The sequence below is a fragment of the Mastigocoleus sp. MO_188.B34 genome (assembly GCF_030065675.1).
In the GTDB taxonomy this organism is placed as follows: domain Bacteria; phylum Cyanobacteriota; class Cyanobacteriia; order Cyanobacteriales; family Nostocaceae; genus Mastigocoleus.
Genome location: NZ_JASJDK010000012.1, coordinates 32,890 through 51,542, shown reverse-complemented (window position 1 = coordinate 51,542; position 18,653 = coordinate 32,890). Strand labels below are relative to the sequence as shown.

Annotated in this window: 11 protein-coding genes; 7 read left to right on the top strand and 4 right to left on the bottom strand. The window is 38.2% G+C overall.

All coding sequences use genetic code 11. The features are described 5' to 3' along the window. The first annotated feature begins 69 nt into the window (after positions 1-69). The 7 genes from QNJ50_RS04680 to QNJ50_RS04650 all read left to right on the top strand — a co-directional run bounded on the left by QNJ50_RS04680 (position 70) and on the right by QNJ50_RS04650 (position 13,713). Positions 70-1,338: a class I SAM-dependent methyltransferase gene (locus QNJ50_RS04680; protein WP_300632614.1), complete on the top strand. Its 1,269-nt coding sequence runs from the start codon at positions 70-72 to the stop codon at positions 1,336-1,338. A 1,173-nt stretch (positions 1,339-2,511) separates the two neighbouring features. After that, positions 2,512-3,756, top strand: coding sequence for a sedoheptulose 7-phosphate cyclase (locus QNJ50_RS04675; protein ID WP_300632611.1), 1,245 nt, complete (start codon positions 2,512-2,514; stop codon positions 3,754-3,756). Beyond that, the gene (locus QNJ50_RS04670) at positions 3,753-4,589 is read left to right on the top strand and encodes a class I SAM-dependent methyltransferase (protein ID WP_300632608.1); all 837 of its coding nucleotides are present in this window, start codon (positions 3,753-3,755) and stop codon (positions 4,587-4,589) included. Before QNJ50_RS04675 ends, QNJ50_RS04670 begins: the two co-directional genes overlap by 4 nt. 360 nt (positions 4,590-4,949) lie before the next feature. Further along, positions 4,950-6,347, top strand: a complete 1,398-nt coding sequence (locus QNJ50_RS04665) for an ATP-grasp enzyme (RefSeq protein WP_300632605.1) — start codon at positions 4,950-4,952, stop codon at positions 6,345-6,347. A gap of 204 nt (positions 6,348-6,551) precedes the next feature. Next, positions 6,552-10,646 (top strand): non-ribosomal peptide synthetase, encoded by a 4,095-nt coding sequence (locus tag QNJ50_RS04660; RefSeq protein WP_300632602.1) that lies wholly within the window; start codon positions 6,552-6,554, stop codon positions 10,644-10,646. A 440-nt stretch (positions 10,647-11,086) separates the two neighbouring features. Then, complete coding sequence (locus QNJ50_RS04655; protein WP_300632599.1) at positions 11,087-13,141, top strand: DUF3352 domain-containing protein; 2,055 nt, start codon at positions 11,087-11,089, stop codon at positions 13,139-13,141. Positions 13,142-13,482: 341 nt separating this feature from the next. Further along, positions 13,483-13,713, top strand: coding sequence for a hypothetical protein (locus QNJ50_RS04650; RefSeq protein ID WP_300632651.1), 231 nt, complete (start codon positions 13,483-13,485; stop codon positions 13,711-13,713). Between the two features lie 295 nt (positions 13,714-14,008). Here QNJ50_RS04650 and QNJ50_RS04645 read toward each other — a convergent pair whose 3' ends face one another. The 4 genes from QNJ50_RS04645 to dnaJ all read right to left on the bottom strand — a co-directional run bounded on the left by QNJ50_RS04645 (position 14,009) and on the right by dnaJ (position 18,390). Further along, the gene (locus tag QNJ50_RS04645) at positions 14,009-15,598 is read right to left on the bottom strand and encodes a glycoside hydrolase family 57 protein (protein ID WP_300632597.1); all 1,590 of its coding nucleotides are present in this window, start codon (positions 15,596-15,598) and stop codon (positions 14,009-14,011) included. 280 nt (positions 15,599-15,878) lie between these two features. Continuing rightward, positions 15,879-17,000 carry a small ribosomal subunit biogenesis GTPase RsgA gene (rsgA, locus tag QNJ50_RS04640; protein ID WP_300632594.1) on the bottom strand — a complete coding sequence of 374 codons (1,122 nt, stop codon included), beginning with the start codon at positions 16,998-17,000 and terminating at the stop codon, positions 15,879-15,881. Beyond that, positions 16,997-17,254: a sulfurtransferase TusA family protein gene (locus tag QNJ50_RS04635; protein WP_058184619.1), complete on the bottom strand. Its 258-nt coding sequence runs from the start codon at positions 17,252-17,254 to the stop codon at positions 16,997-16,999. Before QNJ50_RS04635 ends, rsgA begins: the two co-directional genes overlap by 4 nt. Beyond that, a complete protein-coding gene (dnaJ, locus tag QNJ50_RS04630) occupies positions 17,251-18,390 on the bottom strand; it encodes a molecular chaperone DnaJ (RefSeq protein ID WP_300632590.1) in 1,140 nt (379 codons plus the stop codon). The genes QNJ50_RS04635 and dnaJ overlap by 4 nt, the downstream gene beginning before the upstream one ends. Between the last annotated feature and the right edge of the window lie 263 nt (positions 18,391-18,653).

The following is an 18,653-nucleotide window of genomic DNA, read 5'->3' as shown; positions in this document are numbered from 1 at the left end:
TTGCAAAAAATCATTTAAATTGGTTGTGTCATAAATTCTACAAACCACATCAAAAATACTCCTTGAATTATGAAAATCGATCAAGAGAGCATTTTGAGCAACTATGCAAAAGCTGTAGCGGTAGGAGCCTACGATCGCCGTAACTCTTATCAATTCGGCAAACAAGACTACGTGAGACGAAATTGGGAAGATAAATATACTCGTTGCGTTCTCAGCCCATTTATTCAAGAACTGTACGAATACAAAAAAAGCTCGAGCCAAGGAATTCGGGTAATGGACTTGGGCTGTGGAGCAGGAGAAGGCTTAAATATTTTAACGACATTACCGCAGACTTCAACAACTTTGGATGTAATTTCTAACAAGGTATTAGATTATCCGAATATTGCTTCCTATAAAGGTGTAGATATCAGTCCTGCGATGATTGCGAAAGCAAAGGCGCTGTATAACAAAAGTTCACAAGCCGAGTTTGTTGTCGCCGACCTCAATGATGGATTACCTGTGACTTCCCAGGAAGCACCCTATGATGTTTACATTTCTTCCTACGGCTCTTTGTCTCACCTCAATGATGCTTCCCTATCCAATCTCATCGAGGGAATTTGTCAACACATGGGGGAACGGGCAATTTTTGTAGCAGATTTGTTAGGCAAGTATTCCTACGAATGGCCTTGTTATTGGAGTGACTCGGGATCTGATGGAGTCCAGATGCGTAATTATTCCATGTCCTATATCTATCCACCCGAAACCCGAGCTAGCGCACAAGTAGAAGTTTTTCCGATCCGTTATTGGGGAGGGGAAGAATTAGAAAAATTAATTAGTAAAATCGCTGAGGATAAATCCGTTAAAATTCGAAGATACGCATTATGCGATCGCTCCATTTTCGTTGGTCGTCACACTGATACTCGGGAATATAATTCAAAAGCTCCGTCTCTAAGGGCTGCAATCAACTCATTGTATGAACCTAATTGCCGTACTGACTTAAATCAACTAATTTTTAAATATGAACCTCATCCTCAGTATACCCATTTAAATCGCTTTTTTCAAAATTTACAAACAGCTTGGAATTCTATTGTCTATGGCTGTATGGAAGCATTAAGTGAATGGCGCAATATCGAAAAACTCCAAGCAGAACCACAAATCCAGAATCCACCTCTTGTCCTTAACTCAAACCGGATTATTCGTCGTCTCGTACATCAAACTCAGTTTCTTCAGTTTGACGATCCAAGAGCTAATTTAGTAGAACCCCAACTCGCTTACTTATTAAGAGATTTGGAATGGAATTTACAACAGGGTTTAGGTGCAGCTCATGGTTTGTTAGCTGTTTACGAGTTCTGTAAATAATTCACTTCACTCGAAAATGTTACTAAATTACTCCATTTGTCGATAACTTATTTATTTGTTTGACAAAACATAATCATTCCCTCAACTTACTTTACTGCTTTATTTAGCATAAAAGTTGTTGGGGTTATTTTTTGATCCAGGTTCTACGTGCTATTTCTTAAATTAGATTACAACAATCAATGAAAATTTGCTAATGGGTAGATACTTTATCGTTCGCGTGATGTGTTAACAATATAGACAGGGCTCTAATTAGAGTAGGAGTTTGGCTCTGAGTTTTCTATTCTTTAAGATTTTGAATCCTTGAGATTTTGAACATTTTCAATTTATTTGAGTCCCAATCTAGTGCTTTGTCCCATTAATTTTGAGGAGTGTAGAGACGTTGCATGCAACGTCTCTACGAGGATTTTGACGACAAACCAACCTGTCATATTTAATGGGACAGACCACTAGGTTAATCGACAAAGCAATCGCACAATAATTTTAAAATATTCAAATTTTAATTCTGAATTTTGACCAGTCTTTTAGTATCATAAGTTTACATATGAGCAATAATTTCATTCAAAATACAATTATGTAGGAATAGGTATACCGAAAGGTGAATTTTCTCTAAGCCTTATGGTAAAGATTCAAGAGCAAGTAGGATATAACTTTCAAAATATTGCCGTTAATCTTTGTGCAATAATCCTCAAAGGATGATATGTTTAGAATTGTAAACTTTTCTCAGGTTTCTGAGTGGTTAAGTTAGCCGCTCCTACTAGTCGGCAATTCAATCTCCAGTTCATATCACTCCTTGTCGTTCGCAAGCAAAGCGGCACAAAACAGGGTTTTGTAAATAGGAATGAGGGTATGGAATTATCCTACAAAATTTCAGAAATCTTAGGATTCTATGCAGGCTTTACATGAATGTATTTGGCAAATGGAGATAGATGTGCTTAAAGATTAGAGCATGCATTTTTATTATGCAAACCTCTTCACTGGAAATGAAATATTTAGGATATTGACCTCTTATTTCTTTATCAAAGTAAGGGGTAGATTTAGGTACAAATTACTGACAAAGTTTCACCTGTTATCGAGAAAAGCTTCGTTAGTTTATGTTTTCGTTGCAATTAGTTGCAAGTAAAACAACATCAAACCAGTCATCATAATTTTCTGTCATCTAAAAGGTCAACAATAATGAGTATTGTTCAGTCAAAGTTTGAGGCTACTGATACAGCTTTTCATGTGGAAGGTTACGAAAAAATAGAATTTAGCCTGATATATGTCAATGGGGTATTTGACATCAAAAATCCAGAACTTGCAGAGACATATAAGGAATTTGGACGTTGTTTAGCTGTTATTGATGCTAACGTTAATAAGTTCTACGGTAGTCAGATTAAGGAATACTTCCAACATTACAATCTTGACCTCACTGTTTTTCCCGTTACGATTACAGAACCTAATAAGAGTATCGAGACTTTCTCTAAAATTGTTGATGCTTTTGTTGATTTCAAGTTGGTTCGTAAGGAGCCCGTATTAGTAGTCGGAGGTGGGCTAGTTACGGACGTAACAGGTTTTGCTTGTTCTGCTTACCGTCGTCGTAGTAACTATATTCGCATTCCAACTACGCTGATTGGTTTAATTGATGCTAGCGTCGCAATCAAGGTTGCAGTCAATCATAAGAAGTTAAAAAATCGTCTTGGTGCTTATCATGCTTCCAAGAAAGTATTTCTTGACTTCTCGTTTTTAGGAACTTTGCCAACTGAACAAGTCCGTAACGGTATGGCTGAGCTAGTCAAGATAGCTGTAGTAGCCAACGAAGAAGTCTTTAACTTATTGGAAGAGCATGGGAAAGAATTACTTCGTACCCATTTTGGTAACATCGATGCGACTCCTGAAATTAAAGAGGTTGCACAGAAGGTTACATATGAAGCAATCAAAACCATGTTGGAATTGGAAGTTCCAAATCTACATGAATTAGACTTGGATAGGGTAATTGCTTACGGTCATACTTGGAGTCCAACCCTAGAATTAGCCCCCCGGGTACCGATTTATCACGGTCACGCAGTTAACATTGATATGGCCTTATCTGCAACTATTGCCCAAAAGAGAGGTTATATTAGCCCAGAACAACGGGACCGTATTCTTGGGTTAATGAGTCGTATTGGTCTTTCCCTGGACCATCCTTTGTTAGATGAAGAATTGTTGTGGCGCGCGACCGAATCTATTTCTCTTACTAGAGATGGTAAGCAAAGAGCTGCGGTACCCAAGCCTATTGGAACCTGTTTCTTTGTTAATGACTTTACTCGGGAAGAATTAGCTGATGCTGTTGCTGCGCATAAAGAAATCTGTAAAAACTATCCTCGTGCAGGTGAGGGTGTAGATGTTTATCCAATGAACTATCAAGCAGAACCTGAGTTAGTTGGAAGCGAAAATTCATGACTAATACTTTACAAACATCAGCCCCTAGACCAGTTACACCTGTAGGAATTCTAGCTCAACAACTAGCAAGTTTAGTAAAAGCAGCTAAGGAACAAACAGATCTACCTGCGGAATTTCAACAGAATCTCGAACAGGCTTGGCAGTTAGCTGCGGGTTTAGATCCTTATCTGGAAGGATGTACTACAAGTGAGTCACCTGCTTTAACAGCCCTTGCAACTAAAACTGCACGGGAAGGATGGAATCAACGTTTTCAAGATGGAACTACTGTCCGTCATTTAGAGCAAGAAATGCTTTCCGGTCATGTAGAGGGACAAACTCTAAAAATGTTTGTTCACATGACTAAAGCCAAAAGAATTCTGGAAATCGGGATGTTTACCGGTTATTCAGCGCTAGCGATGGCGGAAGCTTTACCTGCAGATGGGGAATTAGTCGCTTGTGAAGTTGACCGCTATACAGCAGAATTTGCGCAAGCAGAATTTGCAAAATCAACTGATGGTAGCAAAATTCGAGTAGAAGTAGGCTCAGCCTTAGAAACTCTCGATAAATTAGCTGCAGCAGGAGAATTCTTTGATTTTGTGTTTATTGATGCCGATAAGAAAGAGTACATACAGTACTTCCAAACTTTGTTGGAGAAAAATTTATTGACTCCTTCTGGATTTATCTGTGTGGATAATACTCTACTCCAAGGACAGGTTTATTTAGAAGCAGATCGACAAACTCCCAATGGAGAAGCAATTGCTAAATTCAATGAATTTGTTGCTGCTGACACCCGCGTAGAGCAGGTTTTGTTACCACTACGTGATGGTCTAACTATCATTCGTCGAATTAGCTAATTTAGCTGGTTTTATTTCGCGGGTTAGGGTTAAGCTTCAAGCTTTAATCAAAGCTTTGTAGAGATGTCAATCAGGCTCTAATCCTATTCCGCGAATCTTTTATTGCAGATAATGATTGAGAAAATTAGGTTCTGTCATATTTAGCTTTTTCTCAGGTGATGGGTAATAAATCTGCCCACACAAACTTCTCAATCCATTTATGTTTTGTACTGTATTTTGCTCTCAAAAAGCGACTCAGTTCACGAAAAAACTCACATTTTTATGGGTTTTTCTTGTACCTTTGCACTGTGACTAAGAGACTTGCTTAGTCTGCTCACCCCCGACTTCTGAAGTCTTTTGCGCTCCTTCCTTTGCACTCCTATGGCACAATCTGTTTTTTCCTCTGATTTTGATAAAAAAATAACATCTATGTCTTTGAAGGCAAACTTAAAGGTTATCCTGAAAAATATTGCTACTTTGGGACTTCTTCTGCTTGCGCTCCCCTTTAATGCTCTAATTGTTACATTCTCTTTAGTTTTGCAAAGATTCGGTATAAAAAGTAAAAATATAGATTCCGAAGCCGTAGAACCAAAGAATATTTTGATTAGCGGCGGAAAAATGACCAAGGCTTTGCAACTAGCCCGCTCTTTCCACGCTGCAGGTCATAGAGTAGTGTTAATAGAGACACACAAATACTGGTTGTCCGGTCACCGCTTCTCTAATGCTGTAGATAAGTTTTATACTACAGATTTTCCTCAAAAGAACCCTCAAGCCTACATTCAGAATTTAATTGACATCATAAAAGAAGAAAATATAGATGTTTATATCCCTGTAACTAGCCCAGTTGCAAGTTACTATGATTCTCTAGCAAAGCCAGTTATCTCTGAGTATTGTCAAGTATTTCACTTGGATGTAGAAGTAACAGAAATGCTCGATGATAAATTTGCTTTTAGCCAAAGAGCAGGTAGTATGGGCTTATCCATACCAAAATCTTTTAAAATTACCGCTCCGGAACAAGTTCTTAACTTTGACTTCAGTGGTGAAACTCGTAAATATATCCTTAAAAGCATTCCTTATGACTCTGTCCGGCGTTTAGATCTAACCAAACTTCCCTGCGATACACCGCAACAAACGGAAGCATTTGTTAGAAGCTTACCAATTAGTCCTCAAAAGCCTTGGATAATGCAAGAATTTATTCCAGGTAAAGAATACTGTACCCACAGTACAGTGCGTGATGGTGAAGTAAGGTTGCACTGTTGTTGTGAATCTTCAGCATTTCAGGTGAACTATGAAAACATCAAACATAGTAAAATTCGTGAATGGATAACTCATTTCTTGGGAGAATTAGGGGTTACCGGACAATTATCTTTTGATTTTATTGAAGCAGAAGATGGCGAAGTTTATGCCATTGAATGTAATCCCAGAACTCATTCAGCAATTACCACTTTTTATAATCATCCTGAAGTCGCAAATGCTTATATAGGTCAACAACCTCAAGTAGAACCTATCGAGCCTTTAATTAATAGTAAACCCACATATTGGTTGTATCACGAAATTTGGCGATTAACTAGCATTCGTTCCTTAACACAATTAAGAAATTGGCTAGTTAATATTTGGCGAGGAACTGATGCAATTTATCAACTCAACGATCCATTGCCATTTTTGATGGTGCACCACTGGCAAATTCCTTTGTTACTTTTACAGAATTTATTAAAACTTAAGGGTTGGACCAGAATAGATTTCAACATTGGTAAGCTTGTGGAAGCGGGAGGAGATTAAAGTTAGCTTTTATGTTTCATTTTTCTGATACTAAATCCGATTTTGAAATCCTTTATATGATTGTTAAGATTTTTCTCCACAGTTACCAGATTTATTCTTAACGGGGTCAAGTAAACCGGATTTCGTATTATTTTGTGTCTGGTTTTTCTCTGACGCAATCGCTTCATACTCAGAATATGCTGGTTTTACAAGTCACACAAACTCATGCAAACTACTAATAGAATTTCACTTTCTTCCACGGAACAAAAAACTGAATTTAATCTTTCACAAGTACAGCAAAATGCTTGGTTTCTATATAAGTTAGAAAATGACAGTTGTGTAGATAAATTTAATTTTGCTTTTTATTGGCGCGATAAAGTAGATGAACGATATTTATCACAAGCACTACAACAACTCATACATCGTCACTCATTGCTCAATAGTATATATTTAGAGGATGTTACGAAAGTAACTCAAAAAATAAATCATCAAATCACATTTAAATCAGAAGATATTTTAGAATTATTTGATGCTTCTGGCTGGTGTGAAGAAGAACTACATCATAAAATCTCGAATTTTTCTCAAACCCCATTCAATTTAGCTGAAGGGTTAATATTAAGAGTTGGGGTTTTTAGTCTTAATGCTAAAAATCATATAGTTTTATTTTCTATACATAAAATCGCAAGCGATCGCTGGAGTGTATTAAAGCTTGTCGATGAGCTATTGAGTTTATATAAATGTCAAATACCTAACCCAGATACAACTATCCATTTAGAAAAAAGTCCTATTACCTATAAAGATTATGTAAAAGAAGAAAACACCTTACTGAAAAGTGACACAGGGGTAAAATTAAGAAAATGGTGGCAAAATAAACTTGCAGGTGAGTTACCAGTAATAAATTTACCTAGCACACACTCGCGTCCTCCTGTCAGAAGTTATCAAGGTGCGTCAATTCAATTTACTATTCCTTCAAAATTAGTTTTTAAAATTAAGAAGTTTACTGAAATACAAAAAGTCGATCTTTCTACATTCTTTTTGGCAGCTTTTGGGTTACTAGTTCATCGTTACACTCATACAGAAGATATTTTAATCGGTTTACTTTCAGCTTTAAGAAATGAATTTAAGTATGATAAATTAGTTGGGAATTTAGCGAACATAACTGTACTTAGAAATAATATTTCTAATAATTTGAGCTTTTTAGAATATCTTCAGCAAGTTAAAACAGAAGTTGAACTAGCCAAACCCAGGTGTAATTATCCTTTTTCTCAACTGCTCAAAGATTTACAACTTAATTCTCAATCAAGCCATCCACCCATTTGTCAGGTAGGGTTTGAGTATTACAATCTAGCAAAGCTAGAAAACATTTCCCAGGTATTTGATCGTAATAATAGTGAATTTGAGCCTTTCAAGTTAACTCAACAGAGTACAGAGTTTGATTTAAGTTTATCTATTCTTGAATCCAAAGAAAATTTACTTGCTTCTATTTATTACAACAGTGAACTCTTCGAGGAAGATTGGATCCATCGCACAATAGAACATTTGCAGGTTCTACTCGAATCAATTATTGAAACTCCACAACAATCAATTGCTCAATTAGAAATACTTACAAAACAAGAGCGAAACAAATTACTTATAGATTGGAACAATACAGAAAAAAATTACGATCTGTCTCGTTGTTTGCATCAGTTATTTGAGTCTCAAGTTGAACGCACTCCCAACGCCAATGCAGTTACTTTTGGAGCAGAAACACTAACTTACCGAGAGCTTAATAACAAAGCAAACCAATTAGCACATTACTTACAAACTCTGGGAGTTAAAGCAGAAGTTTTAGTAGGTATTTGTATAGAACGTTCTCTTGAAATGGTGATAGGACTTTTAGGTATCCTCAAAGCTGGTGGTGCTTATGTTCCTCTAGATCCTGAGTATCCTTCACAACGTTTAGCTGATATCTTGGAAGACTCTCAAGTCTCGGTCTTATTAACCCAAGAAAAACTTCTAGAACAACTACCCAAAGCTACTCATACCCAAGAATTATCCATCACTTCAGAAATAGTCTGTTTGGATAGTGAGTGGGAAGAAAAAATTAGTACCCAAGAAACAAGTAACCCAATCAACGATATTAACCCAGAAAATATTGCTTATGTAATCTATACCTCTGGTTCCACAGGTAAACCCAAGGGTGCAATGAATACCCATCGAGGTATCTGCAATCGTCTGCTGTGGATGCAAGAAGCGTATCAAATCGATTCAACGGATAGAGTATTACAAAAAACTCCCTTCAGTTTTGATGTCTCCGTCTGGGAATTCTTCTGGACTTTATTAAATGGAGCGGAGTTAATAGTTGCTAAACCGGGAGGTCACAGAGATAGTAATTACCTTAGGGATCTGATAATCGCAACTAAAATTACTACTTTGCATTTTGTTCCTTCTATGTTGCAAGTCTTTTTGGAGACAACTGGCTTGGAAAAATGTAAGTCTCTCAAACGGGTAATTTGTAGTGGTGAAGCTTTACCATTGGATTTACAAGTAAGATTTTTCCAACTTTTAGAATGCGATCTGCATAATCTCTACGGTCCAACGGAAGCAGCAATTGATGTTACATTTTGGCAATGTCAACGTCAAAACAATAATCAATTCACATCTATACCCATTGGTCGTCCAATTGCTAACACGCAGATTTATATTCTTGATTCCCAAATGCAACCGGTACCAACCGGGGTCACAGGGGAAATTTATATTGGTGGGTTTGGAGTTGGACGAGGTTATCTAAACCGTCCTGAATTAACAGCACAAAGATTTATTCCCGATCCTTTTTATAAGTCAAAACAGATCGTACCTCCCGATCTCTTAACCCCAGTCCCCAATCTATATAAGACTGGAGATTTAGGTCGTTATTTAGCTGATGGAAATATTGAATATATTGGTCGAGCAGATTACCAAGTTAAAATTCGCGGTTTTCGAATTGAATTAGGCGAAATTGAAAACGCTTTATCTGCTCATCCACAAGTCCGCGAAGCTGTTGTAATTGCTCGCAGTGATAAACAGGGTGAGAAACAGCTAGTAGCTTATATTACTGTAGCTCAGGAAGAACCAACACCCCATACCTTGAGGGAATTCCTCAAGCAAAATTTGCCAGATTACATGGTACCTGCAGCTTTTGTCACTCTGGAAGCCTTACCGCTAACACCAAGTGGAAAAGTAAATCGTCGGGAATTACCCAAACCAACAGTTATCAGCTTTAACCAGCAAAATAATTTTATTGCACCACGTAATGATACAGAGAAAGGTCTGGCAAAGATTTGGTCGCAGATTCTCGATATTCAACCCATAGGTGTTTTCGATAACTTCTTTGAACTAGGTGGTACTTCCCTTAGTGCAATCTATTTGATGGCTGAAATTAGAAAACAATTTGCAAAAGACTTACCCCTAGCAGCAGTTTTAACCAATCCAACAATTACAGAACTGAGTAATATTCTCCATTTAAGTTCTGATAGTTTTGATAATTCTCCTTTAGTTCCGATTCAAACAAAAGGTAATAAGGAACCATTTTTCTGTGTCCACCCTGCAGGTGGTCATGTTCTGTGCTATTTCAACTTGGCGCGTTATTTAGGCGACGACCAACCGTTTTATGGCTTACAAGCCCAAGGTTTTAACGGTGAAGAAGAACCCTTGACAAAAGTTGAGGATATGGCAAGCTTATACGTCCAAGCTATTCAAAAAATGAAACCTAATGGACCTTATCAAATTGGTGGTTGGTCATTTGGTGGGGTAGTAGCATTTGAAGTAGCCCAACAACTACAAAAACAAGGACATGAGGTTTCCCTACTAGCAATATTAGATTCCTACATGCCAGTTATTTTGGATAAACAAAAGAAAATTGATAATCCTTACCTGGTAGGAGTACTATCACGGGTATTTGGTGGAATGTTTGGTAAAGATAATTTGGTTTCTCCAGATGAGATTAAACATTTGGGTGTGGAAGAACAAATCGATTACATTATTGAGAAAGCAAGGGAACTCAAGATATTTCCTCCAGGGGTAGAACGTCAGCAAAATCGTCGAATTCTTGATGTTTTGGTAGGAACTCTTAAAGCAACTTACTCTTACGTGCGTCAACCATACCCAGGAAAAGTTACTGTCTTCCGTGCTAGGGAAAAACATATTATGGCTCCCGATCCAACTTTAGTTTGGGTTGAATTATTCTCTGTAATGGCAGCACAGGATATTAAGATTGTTGATGTTCCGGGCAATCACTATACCTTTATTTTGGAACCCCACGTTAAAGCTTTAGCTGACAGTTTAAAACCTTTTCTCAAATAGGTACTAGTTCGATAATTAACTGGTAAAATTTGAGACTTCAATCATCAACAAATAGAAATATTGAACTTTTCACGCAGAATGTCAATTAGTTGACGAAAATCCCCGATCACCACCAATAGGAATCGGGGATTTTCATTACACTACGTTTTCCTAAAAGAATAGAAAAACAGTAATAAAAAAAACCAAATAATGAATCTAATAATTAAACACGGCAATAATTTTCAGAGCTAGCGATCGCAATCAATAACGCTGTTGACTTTAAATAAACTGTGTCATTCATTACCAAGTAATTGTTTGCCTATGTTTTGATTACATTTTATTAATTTTGGAAATATTATTTTTTCTTTACCTTGATTTCATAGAAAATAACCGCAATAATACCAAATCCGTTTATGCTTTATTACGTTACAAAAAAATAAGTTATTGGGAATAAATCGGAGATGAAATCACTTGTAAAAAAAGGAACAACAGCAATGATTGGCTTGCTATTGTTTTCTACTCCAGCATATTCAGAATATTCGACTAACAATCAAAGCAGTAAATCAAATTTCAAGTATCCGACAAATGTCACACAAAACCTTATTGGGAAATCAATATTAAAAACAACTGATAAATCTTTATCTTTAAAGCAAAATTTAAAGCAAAAAAATATTTTAGTACAAGCAAATCCCAAAAATTCTTCAGACAGTTTAACTAATACAGCTATCCTTAACCTTAAAAGTAAACAGTCATCTCCATTTACTGCTGCTAATGCGGCAAAAATATTGCCCGCAGATACAGCATTATTTGGCTATGTTAATACCTCATCACCTGATTGGGAAGATATGGGGCGTTTTCAGTTATTTCGGCTATTGGGACAAGCAATCTCAACATCCCTCCTATTTCTCCCAAGGGAATACACAAATTATGCTTCCTATTTGCAACCTTGGATTGGAGATCATGTTGTATTTGCATTTCTACCCAAAACAGCGAATAAACTCTCCAGTATAGATTCCAGCTTTCTAACCTTAGCTGCTGTAAAAGATGAGCAAGCTTTGCAAGGTCTTTTAGAAAAATTTAAGGCAAATGCTAAAAATATCAAGGAGCAAGAGTATAAAGGTATCAAAATTTTAGAAATAGATACTTCGCAAGGGAACTCATCATTCACTCAGCAAACAACATTAAAGTTTTTGCAAGCACGTTCTTCAATGACACCTTTGAAGAAAAAGCCAAAAATTAACAGACAAAGACAGACTTTAGCGATCGCAATTGTTCCTGGCTATGTTACAGTTGCAACTTCAATTCAGCCAATTAAACAGTTGATCGATAGTTCTGTTTCCCAAGGTAATACAGACAATTTATTTGATAATCCCAATTTTCAGCCAGCAATGAGTCATCCCTTGGCGAATAAAGCAATGTTTGGGATGTATCAAAATCCGATGGAATATGTGAATTTACTGGAAAATTTTATCAAGGATCCCCGTTTATCTTTTCCTCCTGAAAGTATGGAGTTGTTGAATACAAATATCAAGCAGATTAGAGAACAAATCAAACCATATAACAGTACTAATAGCTTTATCACCATACAGTCTGAGGGATTACGTTTCCAAGTTGTTGCTCATCGCAAAAAGCCTCTCACCGCTTCCCAAGTCAAACTAGCAAACATTCCAGAAGAAAAGATTCTGTCTTTTATACCTGCTGCGACATACTCTGCATTCACTGGTAAAGACATCAATCAAACATGGCAAATTATATCTCGGTTACTTACAACTCAACCCACAACTGCTGATAGTTTGGAAGAGTTTCGTAAATTTTTCCGTAGCAACACCGGCTTAGATTTTGAGAAAGATATTATTAACTGGATGGATGGAGAATATGCTTTTTTCTTTTATCCTACTAAAGGTGGCTTTTTATCATCTGTAAATCCTAATTTATCATCTGCAAGTCCCAATCTTAACTTGGGCATAGGTTTAGGTTTGCAAACCAGTAACCGACAAGCAGTATCTAACACTTTGGATAAACTAAATAAATTTATTCAAACCGTCTCTAAAAACGAAGTTACAGTTAGCAAAAGCACTATCAAAGGTAACTCAGTTACTAGTTGGGAATCGCAATCGCCGACAGATCCTTCAGCTTATAGTTTGCTTGCTTATAGTTGGTTAGATGATGACACCGTAATGATTACTACTGGTAAAGGAGCAATTGCAGACTTAGTACCGCAGCCTTATGTGTCATTACCTTCTGCTTACAATTTCAAAACAGCAACTAATTCTTTTCCCCATCCCAATGCCGGATATTTTTATGTGAATATGGGATCTCTTCTATCGTGGGTTTATGGTTTTGTACCAGCAGAATTTAACAGTCCATATTTCCAAATGTTCAAACAAGGTATTGGTTCTATTTATAGTATCAGTTCTAGCAGTTCTACAACTGCCGAACAAGAACAATTTGACACGTTGATTGTTTTGGCTCCGGTAAGAAAAGAATTGAACCGATTCGAAAAAGTTAAAAATTAATAGCAGAATTCAGGAGTCAGAAGACAGGAGTCAGAAGACAGGAGTAGAATAACTTTTACCACTGAATTTCAGCTTTTAATCTGTACCTCACTGACTCGCAATCTCTTCATACCTCAACATGGGGTACTTTCAGGAATTAAAAAAATAATTTTCACTATTATCGGTTACCTGTAGGGGCGCATCACCATGCGCCCTAATTTTTGATCTGTTTCACTATTTGTATTTGTAGTACGGTATACCCTACCCTTATATCCGGCATGCACACCTTACTCTTTATTTTGTATTTTTGTTATATTAGTTTACAAATAGAAACAAAAGATAAAAAAGAGGTAAAAACTATGATGTTTGCAATTTTGATCGGACTATTTGTAACTGCTTGGGTTGCTGCTGCTGTAATCGGTAGCCAAGCTTATTTCAGAGGCGAACAAAGAAAACCTATTCACGAACGTAATTGGGATTCTGAATCTTTTGATGTTTTGGCTAAATCTGTAACTGGTAAAGAAACAAATTACAGCGATCGCATTCCTGCTTATAGAATGGATGCTTACGCAAGTAGCAATGTTTCTAACTAAAAACAACCAAGCACAACCAACTTGAAAATAGATACCTAGGTTAGAAATTTTGCACTCGCTTCAAATATCTTGTTGCGTACGTATGTTGTGAGTGCAAATTATTCCTATTTTTGAGAATAGTATGTACGTTATCAGAAATATTATTGTATTAGTAGAAAATTATAAGATAAAGAATCCCATCGTAGCTTTTGACGGTAAAACCTCAACAGTAAACCGTCAAGAAGCTCAAGCGGGATAATTTATTCAATTGGGGGATGATGATATCTTGAATTTTCCCAAGAACGCCCCATTTAATTTATAACGGTCGATAAGTGCGGTAGTTGATTTTGGGGAATATATTATCCATATATTCAACCTTCTCTAACCAACCACTATCAATTTTGCCGATTTTAATATCTTCGTAAAGCTTATTAAATCGCATAATATGGGAGCGAGTTCTCCTGACAGCATAAGGAACCATCGTTCCAGTACGCATAATAAATGCCCAGTCAGAAGATTGAGCCAACAGTAATTCCCTTGCGGCTTGATTGAGTGCTCTCCACTCCAGTTCGTCCTCTGGCTCTCTTTTTGATAACTCGATCATCCGCTCGGCTGTTTTATGTAAATGCGGATAGATCCAAGTATTAGTTTCATTTAACCAATACTCGTGAAATCCTTTGTAACCCCAACTAGATTGGGAAGGACGACAGACCTGTTGCGTAGGATTAGCACGCATGTAGTCTGAAAAATGTGTCATTTGGTAAGTTCCTTGGTCAAACCAGGACTTCCGGAAAAGATAATCAATAAACCAAGGCCCTTCATACCACCAATGACCAAATAACTCCGCATCGTAGGGAGAAACAATAATTGGCTGGCGACCCATTATACCATGTAGGTGTTCCACTTGACGCTCGCGGTTAAACATAAAATTCGAAGCATGCTCTGCCGCTTTTTCCCGCGCCCAGTAGGGGTCGTATAATGCCTTATCTGATAAGCCTAAACCACGACCGGTGATTTTGTGGTACTTAATGCCCGTATTTTTCCTTTGACCATTGGGCATGATATAGGGCTTGATATATTCATATTCTGCTTCCCAGCCCAAATCCTTGTAAAATTCCCGATATTCCGGTGCGCCGGGATAGCCGACTTCAGAAGACCACACCTGTTGGGAAGATTCATGGTCTCGCCCAAAAGCTGCAACTCCAGTTTCGGTGAAAATCGGAGCATAGGTACCAAATCTAGGGCGGGGACGAGCATAAAGAATGCCATGTCCGTCAGTGAGAAAATAGCGCAAACTAGCATCTGCTAGCATCCGCTCCAATCCTTCATAGTAAGCACACTCTGGTAGCCAAATGCCTTTGGGAGGGCGACCAAAATTTTGTTCGTAATGTTCGCAAGCAACCTGAATTTGTGCCCATACCGCCTGGGGATACATTTTCATCAACGGTAAATAACCGTGAGTTGCACCGCAGGTAATAATATCGATATTATTAGAGTCTTGGAATTCCTTAAAAGCTGTTACTAAATCCCCTTGGTAACGCTCCCACAATTCTCGGGTTGCACTAAATTCCTTTGCATAGTGCTCGGCTAAATATTTAATGTGACCGTTGTGAGAATTGTGTTCTGCTTCCTTCTCTACAAGTTCTTCAAGTTTAGCTAGATGAGCATCATAGCGTTCTTGTAATACAGGATCGCGTAGCATCGACACCAAAGGTGGTGTCATACTCATCGTGATTTTAAAATCAACACCGTCTTGTTTTAAGCCTTCAAAGACTCTCAACAAAGGGACGTAGGTTTCAGTAATAGCTTCGTAAAGCCATTCTTCCTCCAGCACATAATCACTTTCCGGGTGACGAACGAAGGGCAAGTGTGCGTGGAGTACGAGCGCAACATAGCCGATTGCCATAATGATTTCGGGTAGTATCCGTGAATTTTATAGATGCAGGGTTTGACCGTAAATTAACAATATTTTAAGACTTTCTGGGGATCGTAATCGCCTTTCCTTGACTTTTAACGATCTACAAAAATCAATTGTTAATTAGCTGATATCGCAAAGCGAAGATATTAGTAGCGCGAGGCGTTACTTTTTTCTGTAAAACTTTGTAGCATTACTACCCGCAGCATCGCAAATCCCATGTTTCAGATTATCCCATGCTCTATGTCCAATACCCCTAGTCTGTAACCCACTACTTCATGTACTCTTCATCTTCATTAAATAAATCTTGCAGTATCTGCTGTTGTTTGCGTCGGGAAAGACGACGATATTTTTTGCTTTCCAATTTTGGCTCGTACCGATTTTTGCCTTTTCTTGTCACTTTTGCCTTTAAGGTTGATTCTGGATCGGTTTGTTGGCTAAGTTCAGTTTGCCGAGTGATGGCTTCTTCTAAGAACACTAAATAATGTTCGTAACGTTCCCATTCACCACGAACCACACAGTCGGGTTCATCTCGATGTAAACAATTACTAAACCGACAGCTAGCAGTTTTCAATTTCTCCCTTGCTTCTGGGAAATAAAAAGGTAACTCCCCAGGAGCACAATTAATATCTGGTTGATTAAAACCTGGAGTGTCAGCAAGCAATCCGCTATTAGGCAGTTCAAATAGCTCTACATGGCGGGTGGTATGACGACCCCTGGCAATTTTACCTGAGACTTCACCTACCCGTAAATTTGCATCGGGAATCAAAGAATTAATGAGGCTGGATTTTCCCACTCCAGAAGGTCCAGCAATAACTGTAATTTTGTTTTGAAGAATTGGAGATAATTTTTCAATATTTATATTTTTATATACACTTAGAAAAATTGATTGATAACCCCATTTATCGAGCATTGTATAAATTTCTGCTTGTTGTTGCGGGGTTACTAAATCACTTTTATTTAGACACAAACATACATTTAAATTTGTAGACTCAGCTTTTACTAAAAAACGACTGAGTTGATATGGTTCTAAAGGCGGATCTTCTGCGGCAAAAACTAACAAAATTTGATTTGCATTAGCAATTGCTGGGCGCTCCAACTCCGTTTTACGGTCTAAAACATCAGCGATCGCACCCCGCCCGCCATTCCAATCTGCTTCTTCTATTACCACGCGATCGCCAACCATTACTTGTTGACCAATTTTTTTCAGGCGGGTTCTGCGAGTACAAAGCAAAACTGGGGCAACCGACGAACGGAAAGAAACAAAATCAAGTTCCTTGTTTTCCTCATCAATGCTGCCTCCTAGATCTAGCTGAACTCTATAAAAGTTTGCTTGCACGGCTAATACCCTGCCCAGTAAACGCCCCTCGCGAAAAAAAGTTTCCCCTTTCATTCCACAGCAACGGGACAGCGTACTAATAGGGAGAAGTAATCAGAACATTCGGTAATTTTCTCTACTGTATAGCCAGACATCGTCAGACTATCGGGAACCTGCTCAATCGGTTCGCCTGGATCAAGCCACACTTCTAATAAGTTTCCTGGCTGCATTTGTTCCAAACGGAGTTTTGTTCTGACAAAATTAATCGGGCACGGGGTGCCGCGTAAATCGAGCTGAGCATCAGGAGTTGAAAGCGAAGATAAACTCATCGTTGATGGAATAAATTTCCCAAAAATCCTTCTAAACCACCTTTACCGGTGCGTTCCCCCTTTATTTTAGCTAGCTTTAAGAGCAATTCTCGCTCTTCAGAAGTAATCTTATTGGGAATATCAATTAATACTGTAATTAAATGATCGCCGCGACTCACAGGGTTACCCAAACGCGGTACACCCCGATTTTCTAGTTTCATTACCGTACCCGGTTGTGTTCCGGGAGGAATAATTAGTTCTACTGGTCCATCAACGGTTTCCACCTCCAAGCTACAACCCAATATTGCTTGTAGGTAGCTAACCGTAGTGCTGGAAAGAATATTCAAATCATCCCGTTGAAACTCTTTATCTTCTTTTACAGATAGCTGAACGTATAAATCTCCTGGGGGACCGCTACGCTGACCTGCATCTCCTTCTCCAGGAATTCGCAAGCGCAAACCATCATAAACACCTGGTGGAATACTAATTTTAAGTTGTTTAGCTACCTGTTTCGTGCCTTTTCCTTCGCAACTGTCACATTTTTCTTCAATTACCATTCCCGAACCATTACAGGTAGGACAGGTTGAAACTTGGGTAAAGCTACCAAAAGGAGTTCTAGTAACGCGGCGAACTTGACCATTTCCACCACAAGTAGAGCAGGTACGGGGACGAGTTCCTGGTTTTGCACCGGAACCACTACAAGCATCACAAGTTTCTAAGTGAGCAATCCGAATTTGTTTTTCGCCGCCAAATACAGCTTCCCGAAAATCTAATTTTAAATCTAACTGCAGATCGTCACCACGTACTGGTCCACTGCGTCGTCTTTGGGATGTACCTCCCACACCGCCACCAGCAAAGCCACTGAAGATACTTTCGAATATATCGGCAAAACCACCCATATCTCCCATATCTTGGAAGCCTACACCTCCTGCTCCACCTGATACACCAGCTTCACCAAAACGGTCATAGCGAGCGCGGACATCTGGTTCCGAAAGAACTTCATAAGCACGATTAATCTCTTTAAAGCGCTCTTCAGCCCCACTTTCCTTGTTGACATCGGGGTGATATTTGCGGGCTAAACGGCGATATGCGCGTTTTATGTCTTCTTTGTCGGCGTCGCGAGAGACGCCCAGAATTTCGTAGTAGTCGCGGGCCATATATCAAAGGTGAACGTTAAAAGGTAGAAAGCAGCAATGCACAAACAACTTGGAGAAGCAAATTCCGCCATTAAGTTTAGAAGTTTAGTAAGACAGAAGGCAAGAGTTAAATTTTGTTAATATTTGATTTTACTTTTTAGCTTCTACAAAAATTACGACTAAATTTCTAGCAACAAATACTTTCTCCTGAGGTAGATAATAAAAGTCACTCTTACGATCGCCGCAGAACTAACTTATACTATCGTAACAGTGAAGGTTTTTCC

Excerpts from the sequence above, each read along its gene's own strand:
- dnaJ (WP_300632590.1), bottom strand. The coding sequence starts at position 18,390 with ATGGCCCGCGACTACTACGAAATTCTGGGCGTCTCTCGCGACGCCGAC.
- QNJ50_RS04650 (WP_300632651.1), top strand. The coding sequence starts at position 13,483 with ATGTTTGCAATTTTGATCGGACTATTTGTAACTGCTTGGGTTGCTGCT.
- QNJ50_RS04635 (WP_058184619.1), bottom strand. The coding sequence starts at position 17,254 with ATGAGTTTATCTTCGCTTTCAACTCCTGATGCTCAGCTCGATTTACGC.
- QNJ50_RS04665 (WP_300632605.1), top strand. The coding sequence starts at position 4,950 with ATGGCACAATCTGTTTTTTCCTCTGATTTTGATAAAAAAATAACATCT.
- QNJ50_RS04670 (WP_300632608.1), top strand. The coding sequence starts at position 3,753 with ATGACTAATACTTTACAAACATCAGCCCCTAGACCAGTTACACCTGTA.
- QNJ50_RS04655 (WP_300632599.1), top strand. The coding sequence starts at position 11,087 with ATGAAATCACTTGTAAAAAAAGGAACAACAGCAATGATTGGCTTGCTA.
- rsgA (WP_300632594.1), bottom strand. The coding sequence starts at position 17,000 with ATGAAAGGGGAAACTTTTTTTCGCGAGGGGCGTTTACTGGGCAGGGTA.
- QNJ50_RS04675 (WP_300632611.1), top strand. The coding sequence starts at position 2,512 with ATGAGTATTGTTCAGTCAAAGTTTGAGGCTACTGATACAGCTTTTCAT.
- QNJ50_RS04680 (WP_300632614.1), top strand. The coding sequence starts at position 70 with ATGAAAATCGATCAAGAGAGCATTTTGAGCAACTATGCAAAAGCTGTA.
- QNJ50_RS04660 (WP_300632602.1), top strand. The coding sequence starts at position 6,552 with ATGCAAACTACTAATAGAATTTCACTTTCTTCCACGGAACAAAAAACT.
- QNJ50_RS04645 (WP_300632597.1), bottom strand. The coding sequence starts at position 15,598 with ATGGCAATCGGCTATGTTGCGCTCGTACTCCACGCACACTTGCCCTTC.